This window comes from Nocardia sp. NPDC052316, from assembly GCF_044547795.1.
GTDB lineage: Bacteria > Actinomycetota > Actinomycetes > Mycobacteriales > Mycobacteriaceae > Nocardia.
Genome location: NZ_JBIUBB010000010.1, coordinates 117,830 through 140,696 on the forward strand (window position 1 = coordinate 117,830; position 22,867 = coordinate 140,696).

Sequence of the window (22,867 nt, forward strand, 5' to 3'; positions counted from 1 at the left end):
AGCGACTTGCCATACGCGTATTTTTACGGCATCTTTACGGGTAGGTGCGCCGGGAAGTCTGGTCGGCAAACCCGGCCCGCAGAGCGGCGGGTCGGGCCGTTCGACCGCGGGGAGATTCGCACCATGTTCGTGACACTCAGGGATGACAGCAGGGGCGGACTTCACTACGTCAGCATGGCTCTCGGCTGGGACCCGGTCCACCAGCGCCGTTGGTTCAGCGGCGGAGCCAAAGACATCGACCTGAACGCTTCCGCCTTGTTGTACGCCGAGGACAACCTCGTGGACGTCGTCTACCACGAGCAGCTCATGTCCAGGGACGGCGCGGCGCGCCATCTCGGCGACAGCACCACCGGAGAAGGCGACGGCGACAACGAGATCATCACCGTCGATCTGACCAGGCTGGCACCTGAGGTCACCCTGGTGTTCTTCCTGGTGACCTGTTACACGGGCCAGACCTTCGACCAGATCGAGAATGCGTTCTGCCGCATCGTCGATGGGGTGTCCGATGTGGAGATCGCCCGCTACGACCTGAGCAGCGCCGGGTCGCACACCGGGCTGATCCTCGGCAAATTGGCCCGATCGGGCAACGTGTGGCAATTCGACGCGATCGGCGAAGGGATTTCGGCCAGGCATCCCGCCGACGCGGTGCCTCAGCTGAGAACCTTGGTGCCGTAACGGGATTCAGCGCGCGCGGGCCGGACCGTCGAGTTCGTCCAGCACCTGCTGCCCGATGGCGAAGGCGGCGTTCGCGGCGGGAACTCCCGCGTAAGCGCCGGTATGCAACAGGACCTCGGCGATCTCCGCGGTAGTGACGCCGTTGCCGATGGCGGCACGGACGTGCATCGCTATTTCCTCGTGCCTGCCCAATGCCGTGAGTATCGCCAGCGTTATGCAGCTTCGGGTACGGCGATCCAGGCCGGGTCGGGTCCAGAGTGATCCCCACACCGCCTCGGTGATGTACTCCTGGAACGGGCGGGTGAATTCCGTGGTGCCGGCTTCGGCGCGATCGACGTGCGCGTCGCCGAGCACCTCGCGCCGCACTTGCGAACCCTGTTGTGCCCGCTCGTTCACGAGTTCTCCTTCAGCTGTCCGAGGATCAATTCATTGACGATGCCCGGCTGTTCGATATTGGCCAGATGTGCTGCCGGGCCGATGATTTCGAGCCGCGCCAACGGCACCGCATCGACTATCCGATGTGCGTGCGGCGGCGGCGTCGCGGGATCGTCCGCGCCCGCGATGACCAGTGTGGGCGCGCTGATCCTGGGCAGGCGTGCGGTGAGGTCCATCGTCTCGATCGCTCCACAGCACGCGGCATAGCCTTCGGCGGGAGTGCTCGCGATCATGTCCTGGAAGTCGCGGGTCCGTTCCGGACGGGCGGCCCGCCACCCCGGGGTGAACCAGCGCTGCACGGCCGCCTCCGCCACCGCGCCGGTCCCCTGGGCGCGAACAGTCGCGGCGCGGTCGGCCCAGCCGCCGGGCGGTCCGAGCTCGGCCGAGGTGCAGCACAGCGTCAACGTGCGCAGCCGGTGCGGTGCGTGCTGGCCGACCCACATTCCGACCATGCCGCCTAGCGACAGGCCGACGAAGTGCGCCCGGCGAATGTGCAGCCGGTCGAGCAGTGCGAGCGCGTCGGCACCGAGATCGGGCAGCGCGTACGGTCCGGGCGGAACGGGAGAACGGCCGTGCCCGCGATGGTCGTAGCGCACGACCCGATAGCCCGCCGCCGTCAGCGCGGCGACCTGGGGTTCCCACATCCGCAGATCGCTGCCGAGCGACCCACTCAGCAGCACCGGCGGACCATCCGACGCGCCCGCCACGACATAGTGGACATCGACCGCCGTCATCGCTCCCCCTGCGCCGCCGGCGGTCGTAGGCGCGACTGCCGGTCACGTAGTGCGCGCCGAATGAATTCCTGCGTGGAACCCAGATATCCGGCCGGCTCGAGCAGCTCACCGATTCTGCTGCGGTTCAGAAACTTCGCGATCACGGGATCGGTCGCGAGCACGTCGGCGAGATCGGTCGCTGTCGCCTCGGCCTGACGGCAACACTCCGCGACGAGGTCGCCTGCCTCTTGTCTACCCACCGCACCGCGCGACGCGGACACCAACTCGATGGCGACGTGCTCGGCCAGCAGTCGGCCACCGCTGCTGTCGATGTCGGCGCGCATCCGCTGCGCATCGATCCGAAGGCGGTCCAGGCAGACCCGAAGCCAGTGCGCCGCCGACCCCGTGCTGCGCAGCAGCTCGATCAGCGGCCGCCACTCGGCATGCCACGATCCGGCGGCCCGCTGGTGTTCGTGCGCCGCGGTGCCAAGCAGCGTGGCGACCAGCCCGGGGGCCTGCGCCGCCGAACCGACGGCCAGCACCGCGGCGACCGGATTCCGCTTGTGCGGCATCGTCGACGAGCCACCGCTGCCCGGCGGGCCCTGTTCGAGCACCTCGGCGATCTCGGTCTGCGCCAGCAGGGTGATGTCGCGCGCGATCTTCGCGACCGCACCGCTCGTCTGACCGAGTACCCCGGCGACCTCGGCGATCCGGCTGCGCTCGGTATGCCACGGCAAAACCGGCTCGGCGAGTCCGAGACGACGAGTCAGCTCGCTCGACACCTGGCTGCCCTTGCCGCGCAATGCCGCCAAAGTGCCGACAGCGCCGCCGAATTGGACCGCGAGACGGTCCCGGAGAATCACGTCGATCCGGTCCAGCGCCGCGACGACGCCGCCGAGCCACCCTGCCGCGGTGAGCCCGAAGGTGACCGGCGGCGCCTGCTGCAACAGACTGCGTCCGGCCAGCACCGTTTCCGCGTGCTCCTGCGCGAGTTGCGCGAGTCTGTCCGCGCAGGCGTGCAGATCGGCGCGCAACGCGGTCAGTGCCCGCGCGGTCACCAGCATGGCAGCGGTATCGAGGACATCCTGACTGGTCGCGCCCAGATGCACGTAGGCGGCGGCCTCGGGAGTGACCCGCGCCGTCAGCGCGCGCACCAGCGGTCCCGCGGGATTGCCGATGCCCACCGCCGCCGCGCCGAGCGCAGCGACGTCGTACTGCTCTGCGTGGCAGCAGCTTTCGATGACGGCTGCGGCCTCGGCCGGGATCACGCCGGTCGCGGCCGAGGCCAGGGCGAGCGCCGCCTCGAAATCGAGCATCGCTTGCACCCAGGCCCGATCACCGACCAGCTCGGCGACGGGTCCCGCCGCGAGCACGCCGTCGAACAACCCCTCAGACATCGAAGAACACCGTTTCGCTCGCGCCCTGGAGGTACACGTCGAACACGTATCCCGCGCCGTCGCGCACCGCGATCAGTGTGTCTCGCCGCTCCGGTGGCACCGTGACCAGCACCGGGTCGGCCCGATGCCGGTCGGCGTGCTCCGGAAAGTAGACCCGGGTGACCAGCCGATGCAGGAGCCCACGGGCGAACACCGACATATCGAGGTGCGGAGCCTGCAGACCCCCGGCACCGTCGCACACCGGACCGGGGACGACCGTGTAGAGGGCGAACTGCCCGCGCCGAGTGTCGCTGCGCGCGAAGCCTCTTCGGCCGCTCTGCTCGTCGTCGGCCGAGCCCGGTGCGTCGGCCTGCCAGGTCTCGACCATGGCGTCGTCGATGGCGGTGCCCGCTCCGTCGAACACCCGGCCTGTAATCCACACCGCGCCAGGCGTTCCCAGCGGCACGGCGAGCTCGCACTCGTCGCGGATCAAGCCGATGTGCAGATAAGGTCCAACGGTCTGGGACGGAGTGCTGCGCAAGCTAGTCATCGTCGTCCGCCTCGTGTTCGAACGGTGTCGCGCCGGCCCCGCGCAGGACGATGTCGAACTCGAAGGCCAGTGCCCGCTCCGGCTCGCTGCGCGCGTGATCGAAACGGCTGACCAGTAATTCCCGAGCATGCTCGGGAACCGAGTTGAAGACCGGATCCTGGAAGAACAGCGGATCGTCCGGGAAGTACATCTGCGTCACCAGCCGCTGGGTGAAGGCCTGTCCGAACAGCGAGAAGTGGATGTGCGCGGGCCGCCACGCGTTGTGGTGGTTACGCCACGGGTAAGCGCCGGGCTTGATGGTGGTGAACTCGTAGCGCCCCGCATGGTCGGTGTAGGTGCGCCCGGCCCCGTCGAAGTTGGGGTCGAGCGCGCAGTTCCAGCGGTCGCGGTCGTGCCGATAGCGCCCGCCCGCGTTGGCCTGCCAGATCTCCACGAGCGAGTGCGGGATGGGCTTGCCGTCGCCGTCGAGCAGTCGCCCGTGCACGATGATGCGCTGACCGATCGGCTCGCCCGCATGCTGAGCGGTCAGGTCGTTGTCGTTGGGGCCCAGTCGATCCGAGCCGAACACTGGCCCGGTGAGCTCGGTGAGCCGCTGCGGCAACAGGATCAGTGATTCACGCGGATGCCGCAGCACCGTGGAGGTGTAGCCGGGAAAGTCCAGCGGCGGGTGGATGTCGTCGGGGTCGCGACGGAAACCAGCCGCCGGTCGTGTCTTCATGATGTTGCCTCCAGCACGACGGCGAGACCTTGGCCGACGCCGATACACAGTGCGGCCAGTCCCCACCGGCAGCCGCGGTGCCGCATTTCGCGGGCGAGCTGATTGACGATCCTGGCGCCGGACGCACCGAGCGGATGCCCGAGCGCGATCGCGCCGCCGTTCACATTGACGATCGCCGGGTCCAGCTCCGGCCACCCGGCCAGACAGGCGAGCGACTGCGCGGCGAACGCCTCGTTCAGTTCCACCACCCCGACCTCGCCCCAGCCGATCCCGGCGCGCCGCAATGCGATTCGCGCGGCTTCTACCGGACCGATGCCGAATGCGTCCGGGTCGACGCCTGCCGCGCCGCGCCCGGCGATGCGGGCCAGTGGCGCGCTGCCGATCCGATCGGCGAGCGTCTCGTCACCGAGCAGCAGCGCACACGCGCCGTCGCTCAGTGGCGAGGCATTTCCCGCGGTCACCGTCCCGTTCGTGCGGAAAGAAGGGCGCAGGCGCGCCAGGGTGGCCACCGTGGTGTCCTGGCGCATCGGTTCGTCCCGGCTGAGGTCGATGCCGGGCACGGCCGCGACGTGATCGGCGTAGAAGCCGTTCTTCCAGGCCTGCGCGGCGAGTTGGTGACTGCGCGTGGCGAATTCGTCCTGTGCCGCGCGATCGATGCCGAACAGGTCGGCGAGCAGTTCGGTGCCCTCGCCCAGCGATACCGTCCACCGTGCGGGCATGGCCGGATTGACCAGCCGCCAGCCCAGTGTCGTCGAGTGCAGCGTGGCGTCGCCCGCGGGAAATCCCTTGGGCGGCTTGGTCAGTACCCAAGGTGCGCGGCTCATCGACTCGACTCCGCCCGCCACCAGGACAGCGGCGTCACCGGTCTCGATCATGCGCGAGGCGTGTAGCACCGCGTCCAGACTAGAGCCGCACAACCGGTTCACGGTGCCGCCGGGCACCGAGGTCGGCCAGCCCGCGAGCAGCGCGGCCATCCGCGCGACGTTGCGATTGTCCTCGCCCGCCTGGTTGGCGGCGCCGAACAGCACGTCGTCCACCGTCGCCGGGTCCAAATCCGTACGCTCGGCCAGCGTGCGCAGGACGTGCGCGGCGAGATCGTCGGGGCGGGTGCCGGCGAGCGCACCGCCATAGCGGCCGAAGGGCGTTCGCACGCCGTCGTAGAGAAATGCTGCGCTCATGACTGTGCCTCGCGAACAAGCAGTGGCGTTGCCGTGTCACTCATGATGTCGCCTGCAAGGTGTGCAGCGCCGCGAGTTCGGTGGCGGTCGGCGGTTCGGTGACGGCCAGATCGGCGGCCACCTGCAATTCCCAGCCGGTCGCCGCGCGGACCTGTTCGACGGTTACGCCTGGGTGCACGGCGGTCAGTACCAGCTCACCGTTCGCATCGGGCCGCATGATGCCCAGATCGGTGATCACCTGGGTCGGCCCGGCCCCGCGCAGCCCCAGGCGCGCGCGCTCGGCACCGCCGCGCCCGTGCCCGAACGAGGTGACGAAATCGACTCGCTCGACGAAGGATTGGCGCGATTGCCGGACCACGACGAACACCTCACCGCACGACGCGGCGATCTCCGGCGCGCCACCAGCTCCGGGCAGCCGCACCTTCGGCTTCCGGTAGTCGCCGATGACGGTGGTGTTGATATTGCCGAAGCGATCCAGCTGCGCCGCGCCGAGGAACCCGATGTCGATGCGTCCCGGCTGCAGCCAGTAGTTGAACACCTCCGGCACGCTGATCACCGCGTCGGCGGTCTCGGCGAGGATGCCGTCACCGATCGAGGCGGGCAGTCGGCCCGGTTTGGAACCCAAGGTGCCGGACTCGTAGATCAGCACCAGATCCGGAGCATGGGTGGTGCGCGCCAGATTCGCGGCGGTGGACGGCAGGCCGATGCCGACGAAGCAGCGCTGCCCACCGCGCAGCGCCCGCGCGGCCGCGACCGTCATCGTCTCGGTGGAAGTCGAGTTCATGCCACGCTCCCTACGTGCTGCGCCAGCCAGTCGGCGAAACGTGTCCGATCACGACTGATCGCGTCCCACGCGGCGTAATAGGCGTTGTCTCGGTCGGAATACCCCTGTGCGTACGAAGGATTCGCGCCGCCGGGGACCTCGGCCACCATCGTCACCGCCCATGCAGGCAGGAGTATCGCACCGGGCACCGGGGTGAGCTCGTCGACGATCTCTTCGACCGTGACCAGGCTGCGGCGCGCGGCCAGCACGGCTTCCTTCTGCACCCCGAGCAGACCCCACAGCTGTACGTTCCCGGCCCGGTCCGCACGCTGGGCGTGAATCACGGTGACGTCCGGGTTGATCGCGGGCACCGCGGTCAACCGCTCGCCGGTGAACGGGCAGGTGATCGGCTTGATGGTCTCGGTCACCGTCGGCAGATCCGTGCCAACGTAGCCACGCAGCACCGCGAACGGCAGTCCGGAGGCACCCGCGACATAGCGGTTGGCCATGCCCGCGTGGCTGTGCTCCTCGATCGCCAGCGCGCTCGGCCAGGCATGCTCGACCGCGTCCCGAAACCGGTGCAGGGAACCGACTCCAGGGTTACCACCCCAGGAGAACACCAGTTTCGCCGCGCAGCCTGCGCCGATCAGCTGGTCGTACACGATGTCGGGGGTCATCCGCACCAGGGTCAGCTCGCGCCTGCGCTGCCGGATGATCTCGTGTCCGGCCGCGACCGGGATCAGGTGCGTAAAGCCCTCCAGGGCAACGGTGTCGCCGTCGTGGACGAGTTCGGCTACCGCGTCCGCCAAGGACGAAATCCGGGCCACAATCACTCCTTACGTTCGTCGGGTCTGGGTCTGCTGCTGCCAGCCGGTGTACGCCTCGGCGAAATACGCCGCGCCATAGCGGGACTCGGCGATCAACGACAGCTCACCGCGCTGTCGTTCGATATCGAAGGGGGACGCCCCGCCCACCGCGTGCAGCATCGTGGTCGCCCAGTACGAGAAATGCTGTGCCCGCCATACCCGGCGCACGGCGAGTTCGGTGTATCGGTCGAGCACATCCGCGTCACCGGTTCGGTAGAAGTCGGTGATCACCTCGGCCAGCACCGCCACGTCGGCGAGCGCGAGGTTCAGCCCTTTCGCGCCGGTCGGCGGCACGGTATGCGCGGCGTCGCCGGCCAGCAGCAGCCGATCGTGGCGCATCGGCGCGGTGACGAAGGAGCGGAACGGCAGCACCGTCTTCGCGCTGATCGGGCCTTCCCGGAGGGTGAAACCGTTGCCGTTGACGCGGCGGCGCATCTCGGTCCAGATCCGGTCGTCGTCCCACTCCTGCGGGCGCTCGCCCGGTGCGCATTGGAAATACATCCGCTGCATCGTCGGTGTGCGCTGACTGATCAGCGCGAAGCCGAACTCCGAACGCGTATAGATCAATTCGTCGTGCGACGGCGGGGCTTCGGTCAGGAATCCGAACCAGGCGAACGGATACTCGCGGAACCATTCGCGGCGTGCGCCGGGCGGGAAGGCGTGGCGGCAGATCGATCGGGAGCCGTCCGCACCGACGAGTAGGTCGGCCTCGACGCGCACTCTGGCGCCGTCCGCCTCGGTGAACGTGACCGTCGGGCGTGCGCCGGTGACGTCGACGACGGTATCGGCCACGCCGTAGCGCACGTCGCCCCCGTCGACCGTGCGCCGCATGGACAGATCCAGGAACACCTCGGTTTGCGGGTACAGCCAGACGGATTCGCCGATCAGCTCCTGAAAGTCGATCCGGTGGTTCTCCCCGTCGAACCGCAGCACCACGCCGTCGTGCCGATGGCCCTCGGCCAGCACTCGATCGGATACTCCCGAATCCACCAGTAGCCGAACCGAACCCGCCTCCAGAATGCCCGCCCGGATCGTGCCCGCGATCTGTTCGTACGTACGGATATCGACGACGACGGACTCGATCCCCGCGCGATGCAGCAGATGCGAGAGCAGCAGACCGGCCGGGCCCGCGCCGACGATCGCTACCCGGGTGCGGGTGGTTCTCATGCCGGGCGTACTCCTTCGTCGATCAGCGGGGCCTGCTCCGGCGCGAGTCCGTCGACGGTGGTGCGCGGCACGGCGGCCATGGCGAGCAGCCCGATCCCGGCGACCGCGGCGAAAAGATAGAAGCCCCAAGGGTTCGCGGAGCCGAGGACGATGAGCCAACCGGTGATGGTCGGCCCGAAGATCGCGCCGAGCCGGCCGACACCCGCGGCGAATCCCATGGCGGTGGCTCTGATCTCGGCGGGGTACGCCTGAGTCACGTAGGCGTAGATGAGCACCTGCGCGGAGAAGACGAAGACCCCGGTGATCAGCACCAGCCCGTTGAGCAGCACCGTGCTGGAAATCTTGATACTGAGCAGCGCCAGGAAAACCGCCGCCGCACCGAACCACACCAGCACCGTCGGTTTGATGCCGCGCCGATCGGCGAGCGTACCGGCCGTGAGCAGACCGATCACCGCACCGATGTTCAACATCAACAGCATCGTCAACGAGGTCGACATGTTGTATCCGGCATCACGCATCAGCTTCGGCAGCCAGGTGTTCAAACCGTAGACGAGCAGCAGGCCCATGAACGATCCGACCCAAACCCCCAGCGTCGCACGCAGATACAACGGCTTCAGCAACACCGCGGGCCGCACCCGAGTCGGCGCGTCCTTGGCCGCGAGGAACGCCTCGGACTCCGGCAGTTTCGCCCAGATCACCGGCAGCAGCACGAAACCGGCCAGGCCACCGCCGTAGAACAGCGGCTGCCACTGCGGGATGACCCGTAGCGCGAGCAAGGCGGTGAGCACAGCGCCGGTGTGATAGCCGGTCATGGTGATCGTGCTGGCGAAGGCCCGGCGCGCAGGCGGCATGTGTTCGGCCATGAAGGTCAGCGCGGTCGGGAGGCACGCACCGAGCCCCACGCCCGCGATGAGCCGGAACGCGGCGAACACACTGACCGATCCGGCGAGCGGAATAACGGCGGTGAACAGCGAGAACACCGCGATCGAGCTGATCAGCATGCGGCGGCGGCCGTAGCGATCGGCGATCGGGCCTGATGCCGTCGCGCCGATGGCCACGCCGACCAGCGAGATGGTCGCGGCGAAAGTCGCACTGGCCGCGGTGAATCCGACGTGGTGCTGGTCGATGAGGGTGGGAATGACGGCGCCGAGCACGACCAGGTCGTAGCCCTCCAGCAGCACGATCAGCCAGCAGAGCACCGCCGGCCAGGACAACAACTTCTTCATGGTGACTTCGTTTCTGGTGTGCAGTTGTGACTGCCATCACGCTACGATCGGCCAGTTCAGAAATCCAATAGATGTTTTTTCACATCTGTATAGAGGAGATCTATGGCGGCCGAGTTCGATCTGAACCTCATCCGGACCTTCGTGCTGCTCTACGAGACGCGCAGCGTGACGGCGGCGGCGGACGTGCTCGGCGTCACCCAGCCCACCGTCAGCTACGGGTTGGGCAAGCTGCGCAGGCGGCTCGGCGACGAGCTGTTCGTGCGCGGGCCCGGCGGTCTGGTTCCGAGTTCGGAGGCCGAGCGGCTCTATCCGCCGCTGCGCACCGCCATCGAGCAGCTCGATGTGACCATCGGCGCCGCAACACAATTCGATGCGTCGGGACCGGTCAGTTTCTCGATCGGCCTGTCCGACCTCGGCGAGGTCAACACGTTGCCGCTGGTGCTCGCCGAGCTCGCGGCCCGCGCACCCGCGGCGACCTTGCAGGTGCACGCGTTCGACATCGACACCGCCACAGACGAACTCACCCGCGGCCGGGTCGACGCGATCGTGGCCAGCCCGGTGCTGGATTCGGTTCGGCTGCACCGGCTTCCGCTGTTCACCGAGGGGTATGCGGGCATGGTCGCGATCGATCATCCACGCCTGCGCGGTGATTCGGCGACCGAGGACGAGCTGCGCGGCGAACGGCACATCGTCGTCGACGGAACCACGGGTCATCCCGCGCCCCGGCAGGCGTTGCGCACCTATGGCCTGGAAGGCCGAATCGCCGTCCGTGTCACCCGTTTCGCCACGCTGCCGTATGCCGTGCAGGACACCGATCTGGTCGCCATCGTGCCGCAACGTGTCGCGCACGCACTCGCTCGAACGCATCGCGTGCGGACCTTCGCGCTGCCCTGGGCCATCGAACCCGCCGAGATCGCCGCCTACACCCGCAGAACACCCGGCCGCAGCCCCGCGCAGGCGTGGTTTCTCGAGGTGATTCGAGCAGCGCTGCAAGACTTGCCGTGAGCAGCATCAGTGTCGTCGGCCGACCCCACTTCTGCGGGCATGACTATCGGTGCTACGGCACATACGATCCCCGGACAGGCAGACTGCTCGTCAGACGTCCCATAATTGAATAAGGGGGCGGCGGGGCTGACGAATCGCTCTGACTTCGATGACGACCATGGGAGGAATCGTCAGTGAACGATGATCGGGCGGGAAAATTCGAGCAATTGGATCATGGGCGCAGCGGAGTGCGCGGGTTGGGGACGACCCTGCGCTGGTTCCGTGATCCGCTGGCCGTGATGGGTCGGCTCGCCGACCAGCAAGGACCGGTAGCCGGCTTCCGGATCGGCATGTTTCCGGCGGTGCTGGTGACCGGTCCGGAGGAGATCCACGAGGTCCTGGTGTCGCGTGCCCAGGAATTTCGGCGGGCCAGGGCGGTGACCGGCACGCTGTGGCCCGCGCTGCGCGAGGGGTTGATCATCTCCGAGGGCGAGGTGCACCGCACCCAGCGGGCGATGGTCGCGCCGCTGTTCACCGCGCGGCGGGTGCCGAAATACGTCGACGTGATGGCGACCCGCATGCACGCGCATCTGCGGCGGTGGCAGGCCGCGGGCGAGGTGGACCTGCTCGCCGGGGTACAGGCGATGATGCACGATGTCGTCGCCGGGCTGCTGATCGATGAGCCGCTCGACGAGCACACGGCCGTGGTCGACGCGGCGACCAGGATCTTCGACTGGGAGATGCGGGCGATGTCGCGACCGATCGTCGCGCCGTTGAACATTCCCACGAAGCGCAACCGCGACTTCATCTCCGATCTCGCGCTGGTCCGCGACTGGGCCGCCCGGATGATCAACGCGCGCCGCAGCCATCCCGAGCGGCACGACGACATCGTGACCGCGCTGCTCGCCCAGCGTGATCGCGACGGCGCGCCGATGAGCGAGGATCGGCTCGTCGACGAGGTGATCAACCTGTGGGCGGCGGCGCACGAGACCAGCGCCGACGCGATGTTCTGGACCGCATACGCGCTGTCGCGGCACCCGGCCGTCGCCCGGCGGGCAGGCGAGGAAGCCGACCGGGTACTCGGCGGGGCGACGCCCACCGCTGAGGATCTGGCACAGCTCCCTTACTGTTTGCAGGTGTTCAAGGAATCGATGCGGTTGTATCCGCCGTCGCCCGCGTTCCTGCGCGAGGCTGCCGAGGAGACGCGGATCGGCGACTACGCGATCGCCGAGGGCACGATCGTGTTCGTCGCGCCCTACGTGATGCACCGTTCGGCGCGGCAGTACCCCGACCCATTGGCCTTCGACCCGGATCGGTTCGCCCAGGAGTCGGCGCGACCGTGGGAACGACTGTCCTACTTGCCTTTCGGGGCGGGCGAACACGTCTGCATCGGTTCGGCCCTCGCGCTGCTCGAGGGGCAGATCTTCACCGCGCTGCTGCTCAGCGGCGGCACGCTGCAACGGATCGACGGCGACGTCGGGATGAAGCTGACGATCAACCTGCGCCCCAAGCGCGCGGCTCGACTGGTCTACCCGCCGAGACGGCGGGTATCGACCCGCGAACTGTCCGGGATCGAGGTCGGCGAATCTCGATGATTTCGCCGTCATTGTCCGACCGGGTCGCGGCGGCGGTGTCGCGCCGATTCTGTCGGCGGTCGTCGTCCACCCGGGCCGCGACCGAGCAGATCGAACGCATCCTCGCCTTCGCGCTCGGCGTCGGGGTCTGGATCTTCGGCGTCGGCGACGCCGCCGAGATCGCCAGGCAGTCACGGCATTTCCCGACCTGGTGGACCGTGCTGGCCATGTGTGGTGTCTACGGCACCGCGCTGCTGATGGCGGGGCTCGCGCTGCGCGCCCCGCTGACGGCCGTGCGAGCCCTCGCGGCAACGCACGCAACGGTTTTCGCGGTGGCCGTCGCGTTGTCCGGCTTCGCGGTGGCGCCGGGACAGATCACCGACGACGTGGCCTGGATCTATCGGCTGGTCCCGCTGGGCGGGGTCGCGGCAACGCTGGCCTGGCGGGCGCCGGTGGTCTCGATCTACGTCGTCGGCGTCGGCACCCTGGCCGCGTCGTCCACCGGACAGGCCACCGGCGACCTCAGCTGGACCGAGTTCGGGCTCACCTCGATGCGGATCCTCGGCATCACGGTGACCTTCGTCTACATCACGGCGATAACGCGCCGCGCGGCCCGCCTGCTCGACCAGGAACGGGCACGTGCCCACCATCAGGCCTCGCTCGCGGCGGCGGACGAGGCCCGCGCCAGCGAGCAAGCCCGCTTCGCCGGTGTGATCCACGACAAGGTGCTCGCCACGCTGCTCGACACCTCCCGCGGTGGTTGCCCCAGCATGCTTGCGCGGCAAGCCAATCAAGCCCTCGGCCAATTCGCCGCCATCGGGCGGGTCAGCGATCTGTGCACCGATCTCGAGGCGATCGACACGATCACCCGCGAAGCGGTCGGCGCCACCGATGCCGAACTGCGCGTACAGGTTCGGCACGACTGCAACTCTTCCGACCTGCGCGTCGACTCCGCCACCGTCACCGCGCTCGCCCAGGCCGCCGCCGAAGCCGTCCGTAACAGCGTGCGGCATGCCGACGTGCCTGGACGCACCGTCGCAAGGCAATTGAGGATCGAGGCGCGCGCGTCCGGACTCACCGTGGTCGTCGGCGACGACGGCGCCGGATTCGACCCGGCCCTCGTCGCGGCCAACCGGCTCGGGCTTACCGTGAGCATCGTGCAGCGGATGCGCGAAGCGGGTGGCCGCGCCCTTATCGAGTCCCAGCCCGGTGCGGGCACGCGGGTCATCCTGGAGTGGAATGCCCCCGATGACATCTGACAGCAGCGACCTGAGCAGGCTGCTCAGCGCGCACCGCTCCACCATGGTGACCATCATCGCCGTGGTGCTGGCCACCGACGCCGCCGTGATGATCCGCTCCGTCCGCCGAGCCGAGCTGCCCATCACGGTGTCTTTGGTCGCCGCCGCGATAGTCATCGTCGCCGCCACCGTTGTCGTCGTGCTGGATACGGGCAACCCGATTCACACCTACGCGGCCGTCTTCGCCGCCTCCGCCGGCGCCGTCGCCACCTTGATCGCCAGTGATCAGGTGAACGCCGAACTCAACGCGAACACCAGTGTGTGGACCGCCTACACCGGCGGCAGCGCGCTCGCGATACTCGTGCTGCGCGGCCGAAACATCCTGGCCTGGACGGGAACCGTGGCCACCTGGCTCGCCGTCGTGCTCGCCGCGGACGGCGACTCGACCGTCTACGTGCAGGCGATCGTCCCGCTCGTCAACGTCGCCATCGCCGCCGCGTTCGCCGCCATCATGCGCCCCACCCTGCGTTCGCTGCGCGAGCTCGAAGTCGAGTCCACCGCCCGCGCCGTCAAGCAAGCCAGGCTCGACGCCCAGAACGCCGAGCGCAAGCGCCAACTCGACCGCCTGGACCGCCGCGCCCGCCCCATGCTCGAACGCATCGCCGCCGCCGTGCCCTTCCAGCCCGACGAGCGCGAAGAATGCCGCCTGCTCGAGGCCGAACTCCGCGACGAGCTCCGCGCGCCGACCCTCTCCACCCCCGAACTCCTCGCCGCCGCCCGCGCCGCCCGCGCTCGCGGCGTCGAAGTCATGCTCCTCGACGACGGCGGACTCGAATCCGCGCCCGCCCCCCTCAGCGCCCGAGTCCGCGAAGTAGCCATCCGCGAACTGGACAACACCACCCACGGACAAGTCACCGTCCGCGTGCTCCCCCCTGGCCGCCACAACCTGGCCACCGTGCTGGTAGACGAGAAGTGCGGTAACCGCCGCACCGAGATCGACAGCGCCGGAACAGTAACCGTCACCCTCGACCGTGCCGTCCGCTCGGACGAGTCCAGCGACCCACCCCCACCCCGCAAGTCACCCTGACCCGCGGTCCGGACCTGCAGAGCGCTACTCGGCGCGGACCTGCATGGCCGCGACACCGAAACGCACTACCGGACAGATGATCACGTGGAACTGGTGACACTGCCTTCTCGCGTGATGCCGGCACCAGTTCCACGTGATCGGACGACCAACGACGCATTCAACCGGCCTCGGCAGGTAGTGTCCGACCTGCTGGATGTGAGTCCGCGTCACTGCCCGGTCGCATCCGACGGAATCCTGGTTTCGAGGAGGCGAGGGGTGCGGACTAGTGGCTGCTGACACACATGGCGGGTCTGCGGACGAGGGGGCATCCGGAGCTGGTTTGTGGGTGCAGCAGGTTCGGATAGTGCACCGGAGGGTGGAGTATCCGAGTCAGCCTGCGGTCGAAGAATTCGAGATGGTGATCGTCCCGAACGGGCCGATCGACGTCGATTGGCTCGGCGAGCAGATCGAGTCCTTGCATCTCGAGTACGACGAAGAGTCAGCCAGGAATCTTCAGCGTTACCCCTACGACCTGACGCAGACGCGTCGGCATTTCAGTTGGGGTGCGGATTCTCAGACGGTCCAATTTCTGATCGAAACGGCCGCGACCTTCGGACGCGACGGTTTGATTGCCGCCGGCGGTGCCGGAGCTACGTTGCTTCTTGAACAGGGTTGGCAGAAGCTGTACGACCAGCTGAAGGCGCGGGGGCACGACGTGCGGTACGGCAGGATCGCGACGCTCTCCGATGATGAGGCCGAGAGCCGGGGGCGGTGGCTGATAGTGAGCGAGTACGCGGTCGAATACGACGAGCTGATGCCCCGGGCGGTGGGTCGGAACAAGGCGGATCAGACATATTCGCTGACGGCGTCTGGTCCGGACGGTGCGGTGTACAACGTCGTGTTCCAAGTTCGGGGTACCAGCGCGACACTGCTCGAGTGCAAGAAAGAGCTGCCGTGATACCGGAGTGCCTGCGCCCCGACGTTTTTCGGAGCCGATAGCGAACCCGCGGTTGATTGGCTACATGACGCGGGGGCGGTGGGCTCGGATATCGACGGGGCGTCCGTCGGGATCGCGCGCCGTCATGGTCCATTGGGTGGGTAGGGTTTCGATCTCGCCGACGGGTAGCCCGGCTGTCAGGATTCGTTGGCGAACTTCACACAACAGTTCGTAGGTTCCTACGCGCAGTCCCCATCCTGCTCGGCCCAGTGGGTCCAAGTCGGGGATTGCGGGAGTGGTGGTTTCTACGAGCATCAGGTGGTCCGCTCCGCCGACATCGATGACCGCTATACGCGGATCGTCACGGGTGGCCGGGCGCTCGAATGCGAGTCTTGCCCCGAGCATCTCGTAATAGCTCACGAGCTGGTCGAGATCGGGGGTGGCGAGCGTCAGGTGGTTGATTCCGAGCAGTTCTTGCATGGTGCGTCGAGCGTAGTGCGGCTGCTGGGCGGCACCTAGCCCCCTTTGTTGGGGTGCCGAACAAGGTGGCTGCGCTCAGGGAGTGGCGTTTCGGTTCTGCAGCACCAGATCTCGGTATTCGGCGGCGAGGCGGTGACAGTCGCCGGGCCATCGTGCGGAGAGGTAGTTGCGGTCGCGGACGGTGAAGCCGCGGTTCGGGTGGTTTGCGGTGTCGCGGCGCGGAAGCAACGGCCCGGATTCGAACTGGCGGGGATCACGCAGGGCGGCAGTGACTTCCGCTTGGACGGTTCGGGGATAGGTGCGGTAGTAGTCGCCGAGGCGCAGGCGGGTCAGGTTCCAGGCGGAGAGTTCTAAAGTCGCTGTGACAGCGGTGGTTCGGCGGTCGTAGAGCACCGAGCGGCCGGTTTCGGGGTCGGTGGCGCGGGCGGCCAGCAGTACCCCGTGGCACACGGCGGCGACCGGTTTGTCGGCGAGCAGTGCGCGGCCGAAAATCCCCTGGGCGGTGGTGGATTCGAGCATCGATTTCATGCCGGGGGCGTGGCCGCCGGGGACGACGACGCCGGAGACTTCGTGATCGACCACGTCGGCATAGGCGAGCGGTGACTGGAAGTCGGGGTCTTCACGCATTCTGTCGTAGTCATGGAGCGCGTCGGGGCGGGTCATCAGGAGTGGGGACAGGATCGAGAAGCCCTGTTCGACGAGGCGCTCGTCGGCGAGGGCGACGCGACCTTCGGGGGTGGCGAAGCGGACGGGCACGCCTGCGTCTCGCAGTGCCGCCCACGGCACCGCGGATTCGGTGGGGTCGTAGTCGCGGGCCGGGAGGAGAAACAGGATCATCTACGAATGGTAGCGGTGAATTTGCCCGTTTAGAGGTTCAATGGCTGACGGCCGGGTCGGGTGCGGCGCCAGGCGACCGCGAGGAAGGCGACGAGGCCGAGCAGCGGCAGAGTGGCGATGGTCCAGCTGAGCGGCAGGGGTGGGCCCGGCTGGTCGAGGACGTGGATGCCGTCCAGGGTGCCTTCGCCGTGGCCGAGAGGTCCGTCGAGCAGGAAGGTGATGCGGTAGTCGCCGGGGTCGTCGATGGCCATGATGTCCAGGCCCCACGAATCGCGTTTGCGCGGGTGGCGGACGAAGGGGGCGTTGCGTTTCCAGGACTTGAACGCGGGGCCCGCCATCCGGAAGGCGCCGGTCTTGTCGGCGATACCGCCGTCGGGCACGAAGGTGAAGTCGAGCGACTTCATCGCGCGGATGGGCCAGGTGGAGAAGCCGACGGTCATGGCGTAGGGGCCGACCTGGACTCGCTCGGTGTGCACGATGTCGACGGGGGCGTAGGCGGCGGCGGGGGCAATCGCGACCAGCGACAGCGTGATCGTGGCGAGCACAGTGAGGGCGAGTTTGCGCAGCGCGATCATCGGGCGACCTCCGTGGCGGGCGCGGGCAGCATGCGGACGAAGCGGCCTGCGAGGAAACCGGCGAGCAGGCCGAGGGGTATCGCGACGACCGTGGACAGCACGACGTCGTCGAGGGCGAGGCGGGCGAAGAAATGGGTGAACTGCAATTGCAGCGGGAAGGTCACCCCGACCACGAGCCCGGTCACCAGCCCGGCAGCCGCCACGATCTTGTTCGGGTCGTACCCACGGGTGCGCGCCAGCCAGAACAGGCCCTCGACGGCGACGGCCGCGACGAGCAGGAACATCGGCATGATGGCGGGCAGGGACGGCGGCCGGGAACCGATACCGTCGCGCAGCGGCAGACCGATCGACGAGGCATAGGTCGCCGCGGCCCACGGCGAGAACCACCACAGGCCCGCCTGCATCGCGCCGAGGGCGACCGCGATGGCGATGGCCGCACCCGGCCGAGCCAGCGCCGCCGCGCCGAGGACGAGCAGCATCGGCCCGAACAGCAGAACCCCGAGAATGGTCGAGTCGACGGGCAGTTCCAGATTGTCCAACACCTGGGTGAGGATCGGCGCGAAGGTGATCATGATCGGGATTGCCAGCACGATGCCGACCTGCCCCCAGCGGTGATCGCGGTGCGCGGCGAAGACCATGATGCTGCCGATCATGGTGAGCGTGATCGACAGGAACAGCGCCACGTGCGACGGGGTGTTCAGCACCGCGTCGAAGCCGTAGATCGCATGCCACTGCATATCGAGCAGACCGTAGAGCAGGAACAACGCGGCGCCCGCCCCCGCGACCATGTAACCGAGCGGGGCCGTGAGGTTACTGCCGAACACCCGGATGGGCGTGCCACCCAGCGCAGGCACCGGCCGTCCGGCCCGTTGGGCGGACGTGGCGATGAAAACCATGGCGAGGCTGGCGAATCCGGAGATGGCGCTGCCGGAGTACAGGAACAGGTGCGGCAATGTGAAGAAGGTGTCGGGGCCGACGTCGTTGTGCCACTGGATATCCCAGCTGAGGCCGATCAGCGTGACGGCGGTGCCGAGCAGCACACCCCATGCGCCGACGCGGGCCGCGATGCTGTTGTCGGACGCGGCAATATGCGCGGTGGTCGTGCTCCCGTCTTCGATCGGGTCGGACGGTGCTGAGATATCCATGACGAGCGGTCCCTCCTCGGTGGCCTGGCGATTCGTGCTGATGCTTGCGTCCATCGGCTCAGCCGCCGACCCACAGGGGCACGGTGACCTGGTCGACGCCGTGGTGCGCGTCGATGAACAAGCGCAGTTCCCATGGGCCGGTCATCATCAGCGACACCGATGCGGCGCGGAAATGCCCGGATCCGGTGGCGGCGGCCGCAACCGGCGCTCCGGCGTGGCCCATCAGCGGCTGGATCGCTTGAACCTGTACCGCCGCATGATCTATCGCCGCCCCGGTGCGATCGGTGAGGGTGACGTCCACTGCGGTGTCGCCGAGCCGGAGGCTGTCGACGGTCACGGTGACGAGGTGTTGGGGCGTACCAGTTTTCAGCACGACAGGATCTGGCGAGCTGGGCCACGCCAGCCATCCGAGGGTGGCGATGACGATCACGGCGGCTACCGCCGCGACGATACGAAGCGGACGAGGTTTCCTGGACGACGCGCTCATCGACGCGCCCCCGCCGCGACATCGAGCACCACGGGAACGGTGAGCACGGTGTAATTCCGTTCGACCTGGATCCAGAGCCGGTACCGGCCCGCGACCGGGAACGTAAAGGTGAACGGAGCGTCGGGCCCGAACGCGGCGACCGTTTCATCGGGCGGACTCTCGCCGTTGGCGGGCGGCATGAGCATTACTCCGCGGCCCGCGCCGGGCATATCGTGCATCTCCGACGTGTCGTGCGCACCGCTCATCCCCGGCATGTCGTGCCCACCGCTCATCCCCGGCATGTCGTGCATCGAAGTCGGGCCCATCGAGTGGGCATGCCCCCAGACGATCGAGTTCTGCACGGCCGCAGCGATATCCACGCTGCCCTCCGACACCGGACCCGCCATGACAAGGTGTCCGACCATGCCGAGCCACGGCTGCAGATCGGAGGTGTCCCCGATCTCGGCGGTGATGGTCGTTGGTTTCCCCGCCACCGCCTCGGTTGTCCTGACGGTGATGGCATTGCCGTCGAGGACCATCGACGCGGACGTTTCGGACCCGCCGAGGCGCAACGGGCTGCTCGGCACCTGGGGCACCGCGTCACTCGGCACGACTTCGACTCCGGTTGCGGCACGGACCATTTGGACGCCCCCGCCACGACGAGACAATTCAGCCGACAACGCATAGCGACCGGGCTCGGACGCGGTCAGCCGGACCTGATAGCGGCCGGGGCCGGTCCGGATCGGATGTAGGTGCGAGAGTCCACCATTGGGGCCGACCACCAGCAGATGCACGAAGGCGCTGTCGTGCACGACAATGTCGTCCGCCACCGCTCCGGTGGCCGCATCGATCAGCACCAGATCGAAGTCGCTCCCCCGTCCGGCCACCGCCGAACCCTCCACCGTGAGCAGCACCGGCGGCCGGGAGTAGTCCGAGATCATCGGCTGGTTCAGCGAATACGGATCGGTGACATTTTCCACGGTGGGGTCGAGTTGAGCACCTGGTTGCGGCGGCAGCGGCAACGACACCGACAGCAGCGCGGCCGTCACCGACACGGCAACCCCGGCCACCATCCCACCGGCGGGCAGCAGCGCCCACGCGGTACGCCGCGCCCGCATCGCGACCACCACCGAAACCGGAAGCAGCACACCGGCTACCAGGAACCCGCCGTACACGAGCCGCTCCGGTGGCGAAGTGACCTGCGCGGGCACGACGAACGGGATCCGGGCCACGCGCGCACCGTCGCCGATCGCGAGTTCCCAAGGGCCGGGCCGATCCATCTCCATGGTCGCCGAATACATCCCCGGCGTGCCACCGAGTTCGACAACCGCCTCCGCAGTGGGCGCGCCAGGAGCAGGGCGATCCGGCACGGCTCCCCTCGGCGTCGCCGCGACGGTCAGCTGCCCCGCGGCCGTGCCCGTGTGCGTGACGACGTCCACCCGCAGCGGACCCGGCACGCTCGTCACCCGGCGCAGCACGACCGTGAGCTCCCGATCGCCGAGGGACTGCGCGACCGAGATATCCCCGCCCGCGGACGCGGAGTCAGCGAATGCGGGCGCCATCCCGGCCGATACGAGCAGGACGAGCAACCCTGCGACGAGCAATGCTCGACAGCGAACGGCACGGGCGACAGTCACCCGCGCCATGGTATGGCCGCCAACCCACGAGATCATCACCTCCTGAGGGGATCCCGACTCCCCCGTCAGGTTGATGCCCGCATAGGTGATGTCCCGGAGAATGCCGCCGCAACGCCTACAGCGGCGTCTTCTGACCGGACGGGGTCGGTGGCGCCGGCACCGGACAGGCGTCGGCTGCCTCGGCCACCACTTGCGCGGCCTCCGGAACCGGCGGACGGGCCCCTGCGGCGTACTCGGTACCGACGAGGGGTGGCACCGAGTCGAGAGCCGCGTTCTCCGCCGCCGTGAAAGCCCTTGCCCTGCTGAGGAATCGCCAGCCTTCCGGCGCCTCCAGGCTGAAGCCGCCGCCCCGGCCCGGCACCACGTCGATGACGAGTTGGGTGTGTTTCCACGCCTCGAACTGCGAGCCGGAGATCCACACCGGCACCGCGTCGAGGTCGGTGGACGGCAGGCTCGCAGGCACCTCCCCGACCGCAAGCCGCAGGTCGAGGATGCCGACCAGCACGTCACGATCGCCGATGATGAACTCCCCCAACGGATAGCACATCGGCGACGAGCCGTCGCAGCAGCCGCCGGACTGGTGCATCATCAGCGCACCGTGCACGTCGCGCAGGCGGCGCAGCAACGCCGCCGCCCCCACCGTCGCGATCAAACGGGGCGGGGCGGCACTCACCGTGACGCCCTTTCCCGCGCTGCCCGCTCACCCGGCATCAGAAGAATCCCATGGCTTTCGGCGCGTAGCTGACCAACAGGTTCTTGGTCTGCTGGTAATGGTCGAGCATCATCTTGTGGTTCTCCCGGCCGATCCCGGACTGCTTGTACCCGCCGAACGCCGCGTGCGCCGGGTACTGGTGGTAGGTGTTGGTCCACACCCGCCCGGCCTTGATGTCGCGGCCCGCACGGTAGGCGGTGCCACCGTCGCGGGACCACACGCCGGCGCCCAGGCCGTACAGGGTGTCGTTGGCGATCGAGATGGCGTCGTCGTAGTCGGTGAACGAGGTCACCGACACCACCGGGCCGAAGATCTCCTCCTGGAAGATCCGCATCGCGTTGCGGCCGGTGAAGATCGTCGGCTGCACGTAGTAGCCGCCGTTCAGGTCGCCGCCGAGCATCGCGCGTTCGCCGCCGGTGATCAGCTGTGCGCCTTCCCCTTTGCCGATCTCGATGTAGGAGAGCACCTTTTCGAGCTGGTCGTTGGACGCCTGCGCGCCGATCATCGTCTCGGTGTCCAGCGGATCACCCTGGCGCACCGCCTTTGTCCGCAGCGCGGCGAGATCGAGGAAACGATCGAAGATGTCGGCCTGGATCAGCGAGCGCGACGGGCACGTGCACACCTCGCCCTGGTTGAGCGCGAACATCGTGAAGCCTTCCAAGGCCTTGTCCAGGAAGTCGTCGTCGGCGCTCAGCACGTCGGAGAAGAAGATGTTCGGGCTCTTGCCGCCCAGTTCGAGGGTCACCGGGATCAGGTTCTGCGACGCGTACTGCATGATCAGTCGGCCGGTGGTCGTCTCACCGGTGAACGCGATCTTCGCGATCCGGTTGCTGGAGGCCAGCGGCTTGCCCGCTTCGAATCCGAAACCGTTCACGATATTGACCACGCCGGGCGGCAGCAGGTCGCCGATGATGCTCCACAGAAACAGGATCGAGGCCGGGGTCTGCTCGGCGGGCTTGAGCACCACGGCGTTGCCCGCGGCCAGCGCCGGCGCCAGCTTCCAGGTCGCCATCAGGATCGGGAAGTTCCACGGAATGATCTGCCCGACCACGCCGAGCGGCTCGTGGAAGTGGTAGGCGACGGTCTCGCTGTCGATCTCCGACAGCGAACCCTCCTGGGCGCGAATGGCTCCGGCGAAGTAGCGGAAGTGGTCGACGGCCAGCGGAATGTCGGCGGCCAGCGCCTCCCTGATCGGCTTGCCGTTGTCCCAGGTCTCGGCGACGGCGATCGCGTCGAGATGCTCCTCGATCCGATCCGCGATCTTGTTCAGGATCACCGCGCGTTCGGCGGGTGAGGTCTTGCCCCAGGCCGGGGCGGCGGCGTGCGCGGCGTCCAGCGCGAGCTCGATGTCCTCCGCGGTGGAACGCGCTACCTCGCAGAAGTTTTCGCCGGTGATGGGCGTGGGGTTCTCGAAGTACTGTCCCTTGACCGGCGCAACCCACTGGCCGCCGATCCAGTTGTCGTAGCGAGGCTGGAAGTTCACCGGGGACTCCGGCGAACCAGGACGGGCGTATACGGTCATCGAAAACTCCTAGCGTTCACGGCGGTC

The 22,867-nt window shown here is 68.1% G+C and carries 24 protein-coding genes; 6 read left to right on the top strand and 18 right to left on the bottom strand.

The features are described 5' to 3' along the window. The first annotated feature begins 123 nt into the window (after positions 1-123). Positions 124-675: a TerD family protein gene (locus tag ACIHA7_RS37725; RefSeq protein WP_397296544.1), complete on the top strand. Its 552-nt coding sequence runs from the start codon at positions 124-126 to the stop codon at positions 673-675. A gap of 6 nt (positions 676-681) precedes the next feature. Here the strand turns inward: ACIHA7_RS37725 and pcaC are convergent, their stop codons facing one another. From pcaC to ACIHA7_RS37775, 10 genes are read right to left on the bottom strand one after another with little or no spacing between them, the layout of a single operon-like run. Beyond that, the gene (gene pcaC, locus ACIHA7_RS37730) at positions 682-1,071 is read right to left on the bottom strand and encodes a 4-carboxymuconolactone decarboxylase (RefSeq protein ID WP_397296546.1); all 390 of its coding nucleotides are present in this window, start codon (positions 1,069-1,071) and stop codon (positions 682-684) included. After that, entirely contained in the window at positions 1,068-1,844 is a 777-nt protein-coding gene (pcaD, locus tag ACIHA7_RS37735; RefSeq protein WP_397296548.1) for a 3-oxoadipate enol-lactonase, read from the bottom strand. Before pcaD ends, pcaC begins: the two co-directional genes overlap by 4 nt. Further along, complete coding sequence (gene pcaB / locus ACIHA7_RS37740) at positions 1,841-3,220, bottom strand: 3-carboxy-cis,cis-muconate cycloisomerase (RefSeq protein ID WP_397296549.1); 1,380 nt, start codon at positions 3,218-3,220, stop codon at positions 1,841-1,843. The genes pcaD and pcaB overlap by 4 nt, the downstream gene beginning before the upstream one ends. Beyond that, positions 3,213-3,749 (bottom strand): protocatechuate 3,4-dioxygenase subunit alpha, encoded by a 537-nt coding sequence (gene pcaG / locus ACIHA7_RS37745; RefSeq protein WP_397296551.1) that lies wholly within the window; start codon positions 3,747-3,749, stop codon positions 3,213-3,215. Before pcaG ends, pcaB begins: the two co-directional genes overlap by 8 nt. Next, complete coding sequence (gene pcaH, locus ACIHA7_RS37750) at positions 3,742-4,467, bottom strand: protocatechuate 3,4-dioxygenase subunit beta (protein ID WP_397296552.1); 726 nt, start codon at positions 4,465-4,467, stop codon at positions 3,742-3,744. Before pcaH ends, pcaG begins: the two co-directional genes overlap by 8 nt. Further along, positions 4,464-5,645, bottom strand: coding sequence for a thiolase family protein (locus ACIHA7_RS37755; RefSeq protein ID WP_397296553.1), 1,182 nt, complete (start codon positions 5,643-5,645; stop codon positions 4,464-4,466). Before ACIHA7_RS37755 ends, pcaH begins: the two co-directional genes overlap by 4 nt. Positions 5,646-5,685: 40 nt before the next feature. Beyond that, complete coding sequence (locus ACIHA7_RS37760) at positions 5,686-6,429, bottom strand: CoA-transferase subunit beta (RefSeq protein WP_397296555.1); 744 nt, start codon at positions 6,427-6,429, stop codon at positions 5,686-5,688. Then, the gene (locus ACIHA7_RS37765; RefSeq protein ID WP_397296557.1) at positions 6,426-7,235 is read right to left on the bottom strand and encodes a CoA transferase subunit A; all 810 of its coding nucleotides are present in this window, start codon (positions 7,233-7,235) and stop codon (positions 6,426-6,428) included. Before ACIHA7_RS37765 ends, ACIHA7_RS37760 begins: the two co-directional genes overlap by 4 nt. Positions 7,236-7,244: 9 nt before the next feature. Beyond that, positions 7,245-8,441 (bottom strand): 4-hydroxybenzoate 3-monooxygenase, encoded by a 1,197-nt coding sequence (locus ACIHA7_RS37770; protein ID WP_397296558.1) that lies wholly within the window; start codon positions 8,439-8,441, stop codon positions 7,245-7,247. Next, positions 8,438-9,667: an MFS transporter gene (locus tag ACIHA7_RS37775; RefSeq protein ID WP_397296559.1), complete on the bottom strand. Its 1,230-nt coding sequence runs from the start codon at positions 9,665-9,667 to the stop codon at positions 8,438-8,440. Before ACIHA7_RS37775 ends, ACIHA7_RS37770 begins: the two co-directional genes overlap by 4 nt. Before the next feature lie 102 nt (positions 9,668-9,769). On the opposite strand from ACIHA7_RS37775, the gene ACIHA7_RS37780 reads away from it, so the two are divergent. The 5 genes from ACIHA7_RS37780 to ACIHA7_RS37800 all read left to right on the top strand — a co-directional run bounded on the left by ACIHA7_RS37780 (position 9,770) and on the right by ACIHA7_RS37800 (position 15,487). Continuing rightward, positions 9,770-10,672, top strand: a complete 903-nt coding sequence (locus tag ACIHA7_RS37780) for a LysR family transcriptional regulator (protein WP_397296560.1) — start codon at positions 9,770-9,772, stop codon at positions 10,670-10,672. A gap of 173 nt (positions 10,673-10,845) precedes the next feature. Next, a complete protein-coding gene (locus tag ACIHA7_RS37785) occupies positions 10,846-12,246 on the top strand; it encodes a cytochrome P450 (protein ID WP_397296562.1) in 1,401 nt (466 codons plus the stop codon). Then, positions 12,243-13,484, top strand: a complete 1,242-nt coding sequence (locus ACIHA7_RS37790) for a sensor histidine kinase (protein WP_397296564.1) — start codon at positions 12,243-12,245, stop codon at positions 13,482-13,484. Before ACIHA7_RS37785 ends, ACIHA7_RS37790 begins: the two co-directional genes overlap by 4 nt. Then, a complete protein-coding gene (locus ACIHA7_RS37795; RefSeq protein ID WP_397296566.1) occupies positions 13,474-14,550 on the top strand; it encodes a hypothetical protein in 1,077 nt (358 codons plus the stop codon). The genes ACIHA7_RS37790 and ACIHA7_RS37795 overlap by 11 nt, the downstream gene beginning before the upstream one ends. Positions 14,551-14,944: 394 nt before the next feature. Beyond that, positions 14,945-15,487, top strand: coding sequence for a hypothetical protein (locus ACIHA7_RS37800; RefSeq protein ID WP_397296567.1), 543 nt, complete (start codon positions 14,945-14,947; stop codon positions 15,485-15,487). A 60-nt stretch (positions 15,488-15,547) separates the two neighbouring features. Here the strand turns inward: ACIHA7_RS37800 and ACIHA7_RS37805 are convergent, their stop codons facing one another. The 8 genes from ACIHA7_RS37805 to adh all read right to left on the bottom strand — a co-directional run bounded on the left by ACIHA7_RS37805 (position 15,548) and on the right by adh (position 22,840). Beyond that, the gene (locus ACIHA7_RS37805; RefSeq protein WP_397296569.1) at positions 15,548-15,946 is read right to left on the bottom strand and encodes a VOC family protein; all 399 of its coding nucleotides are present in this window, start codon (positions 15,944-15,946) and stop codon (positions 15,548-15,550) included. 75 nt (positions 15,947-16,021) lie between these two features. Next, positions 16,022-16,783 carry a type 1 glutamine amidotransferase domain-containing protein gene (locus tag ACIHA7_RS37810; protein WP_397296571.1) on the bottom strand — a complete coding sequence of 254 codons (762 nt, stop codon included), beginning with the start codon at positions 16,781-16,783 and terminating at the stop codon, positions 16,022-16,024. 29 nt (positions 16,784-16,812) lie between these two features. After that, positions 16,813-17,358 carry a hypothetical protein gene (locus ACIHA7_RS37815; RefSeq protein ID WP_397296573.1) on the bottom strand — a complete coding sequence of 182 codons (546 nt, stop codon included), beginning with the start codon at positions 17,356-17,358 and terminating at the stop codon, positions 16,813-16,815. After that, complete coding sequence (locus tag ACIHA7_RS37820; protein WP_397296574.1) at positions 17,355-18,503, bottom strand: hypothetical protein; 1,149 nt, start codon at positions 18,501-18,503, stop codon at positions 17,355-17,357. Before ACIHA7_RS37820 ends, ACIHA7_RS37815 begins: the two co-directional genes overlap by 4 nt. Before the next feature lie 58 nt (positions 18,504-18,561). Continuing rightward, entirely contained in the window at positions 18,562-18,876 is a 315-nt protein-coding gene (locus ACIHA7_RS37825; protein WP_397296576.1) for a FixH family protein, read from the bottom strand. A gap of 110 nt (positions 18,877-18,986) precedes the next feature. Next, on the bottom strand, positions 18,987-20,606 hold the full coding sequence (locus tag ACIHA7_RS37830; RefSeq protein ID WP_397296578.1) for a hypothetical protein: 1,620 nt from the start codon (positions 20,604-20,606) through the stop codon (positions 18,987-18,989). Positions 20,607-20,721: 115 nt separating this feature from the next. Beyond that, entirely contained in the window at positions 20,722-21,279 is a 558-nt protein-coding gene (locus ACIHA7_RS37835; protein WP_397296580.1) for a DUF779 domain-containing protein, read from the bottom strand. A 37-nt stretch (positions 21,280-21,316) separates the two neighbouring features. Then, the gene (adh, locus tag ACIHA7_RS37840; protein WP_397296581.1) at positions 21,317-22,840 is read right to left on the bottom strand and encodes an aldehyde dehydrogenase; all 1,524 of its coding nucleotides are present in this window, start codon (positions 22,838-22,840) and stop codon (positions 21,317-21,319) included. Between the last annotated feature and the right edge of the window lie 27 nt (positions 22,841-22,867).

What these genes read in the sequence shown, in the direction of transcription:
- ACIHA7_RS37805 (WP_397296569.1), bottom strand. Translation starts at nt 15,946, where the DNA reads ATGCAAGAACTGCTCGGAATCAACCACCTGACGCTCGCCACCCCCGAT.
- ACIHA7_RS37725 (WP_397296544.1), top strand. Translation starts at nt 124, where the DNA reads ATGTTCGTGACACTCAGGGATGACAGCAGGGGCGGACTTCACTACGTC.
- ACIHA7_RS37760 (WP_397296555.1), bottom strand. Translation starts at nt 6,429, where the DNA reads ATGAACTCGACTTCCACCGAGACGATGACGGTCGCGGCCGCGCGGGCG.
- ACIHA7_RS37775 (WP_397296559.1), bottom strand. Translation starts at nt 9,667, where the DNA reads ATGAAGAAGTTGTTGTCCTGGCCGGCGGTGCTCTGCTGGCTGATCGTG.
- ACIHA7_RS37755 (WP_397296553.1), bottom strand. Translation starts at nt 5,645, where the DNA reads ATGAGCGCAGCATTTCTCTACGACGGCGTGCGAACGCCCTTCGGCCGC.
- pcaB (WP_397296549.1), bottom strand. Translation starts at nt 3,220, where the DNA reads ATGTCTGAGGGGTTGTTCGACGGCGTGCTCGCGGCGGGACCCGTCGCC.
- ACIHA7_RS37800 (WP_397296567.1), top strand. Translation starts at nt 14,945, where the DNA reads ATGGTGATCGTCCCGAACGGGCCGATCGACGTCGATTGGCTCGGCGAG.
- ACIHA7_RS37815 (WP_397296573.1), bottom strand. Translation starts at nt 17,358, where the DNA reads ATGATCGCGCTGCGCAAACTCGCCCTCACTGTGCTCGCCACGATCACG.
- ACIHA7_RS37790 (WP_397296564.1), top strand. Translation starts at nt 12,243, where the DNA reads ATGATTTCGCCGTCATTGTCCGACCGGGTCGCGGCGGCGGTGTCGCGC.
- pcaG (WP_397296551.1), bottom strand. Translation starts at nt 3,749, where the DNA reads ATGACTAGCTTGCGCAGCACTCCGTCCCAGACCGTTGGACCTTATCTG.
- ACIHA7_RS37780 (WP_397296560.1), top strand. Translation starts at nt 9,770, where the DNA reads ATGGCGGCCGAGTTCGATCTGAACCTCATCCGGACCTTCGTGCTGCTC.
- pcaD (WP_397296548.1), bottom strand. Translation starts at nt 1,844, where the DNA reads ATGACGGCGGTCGATGTCCACTATGTCGTGGCGGGCGCGTCGGATGGT.
- pcaH (WP_397296552.1), bottom strand. Translation starts at nt 4,467, where the DNA reads ATGAAGACACGACCGGCGGCTGGTTTCCGTCGCGACCCCGACGACATC.
- adh (WP_397296581.1), bottom strand. Translation starts at nt 22,840, where the DNA reads ATGACCGTATACGCCCGTCCTGGTTCGCCGGAGTCCCCGGTGAACTTC.
- ACIHA7_RS37810 (WP_397296571.1), bottom strand. Translation starts at nt 16,783, where the DNA reads ATGATCCTGTTTCTCCTCCCGGCCCGCGACTACGACCCCACCGAATCC.
- ACIHA7_RS37820 (WP_397296574.1), bottom strand. Translation starts at nt 18,503, where the DNA reads ATGGATATCTCAGCACCGTCCGACCCGATCGAAGACGGGAGCACGACC.
- ACIHA7_RS37770 (WP_397296558.1), bottom strand. Translation starts at nt 8,441, where the DNA reads ATGAGAACCACCCGCACCCGGGTAGCGATCGTCGGCGCGGGCCCGGCC.
- ACIHA7_RS37795 (WP_397296566.1), top strand. Translation starts at nt 13,474, where the DNA reads ATGACATCTGACAGCAGCGACCTGAGCAGGCTGCTCAGCGCGCACCGC.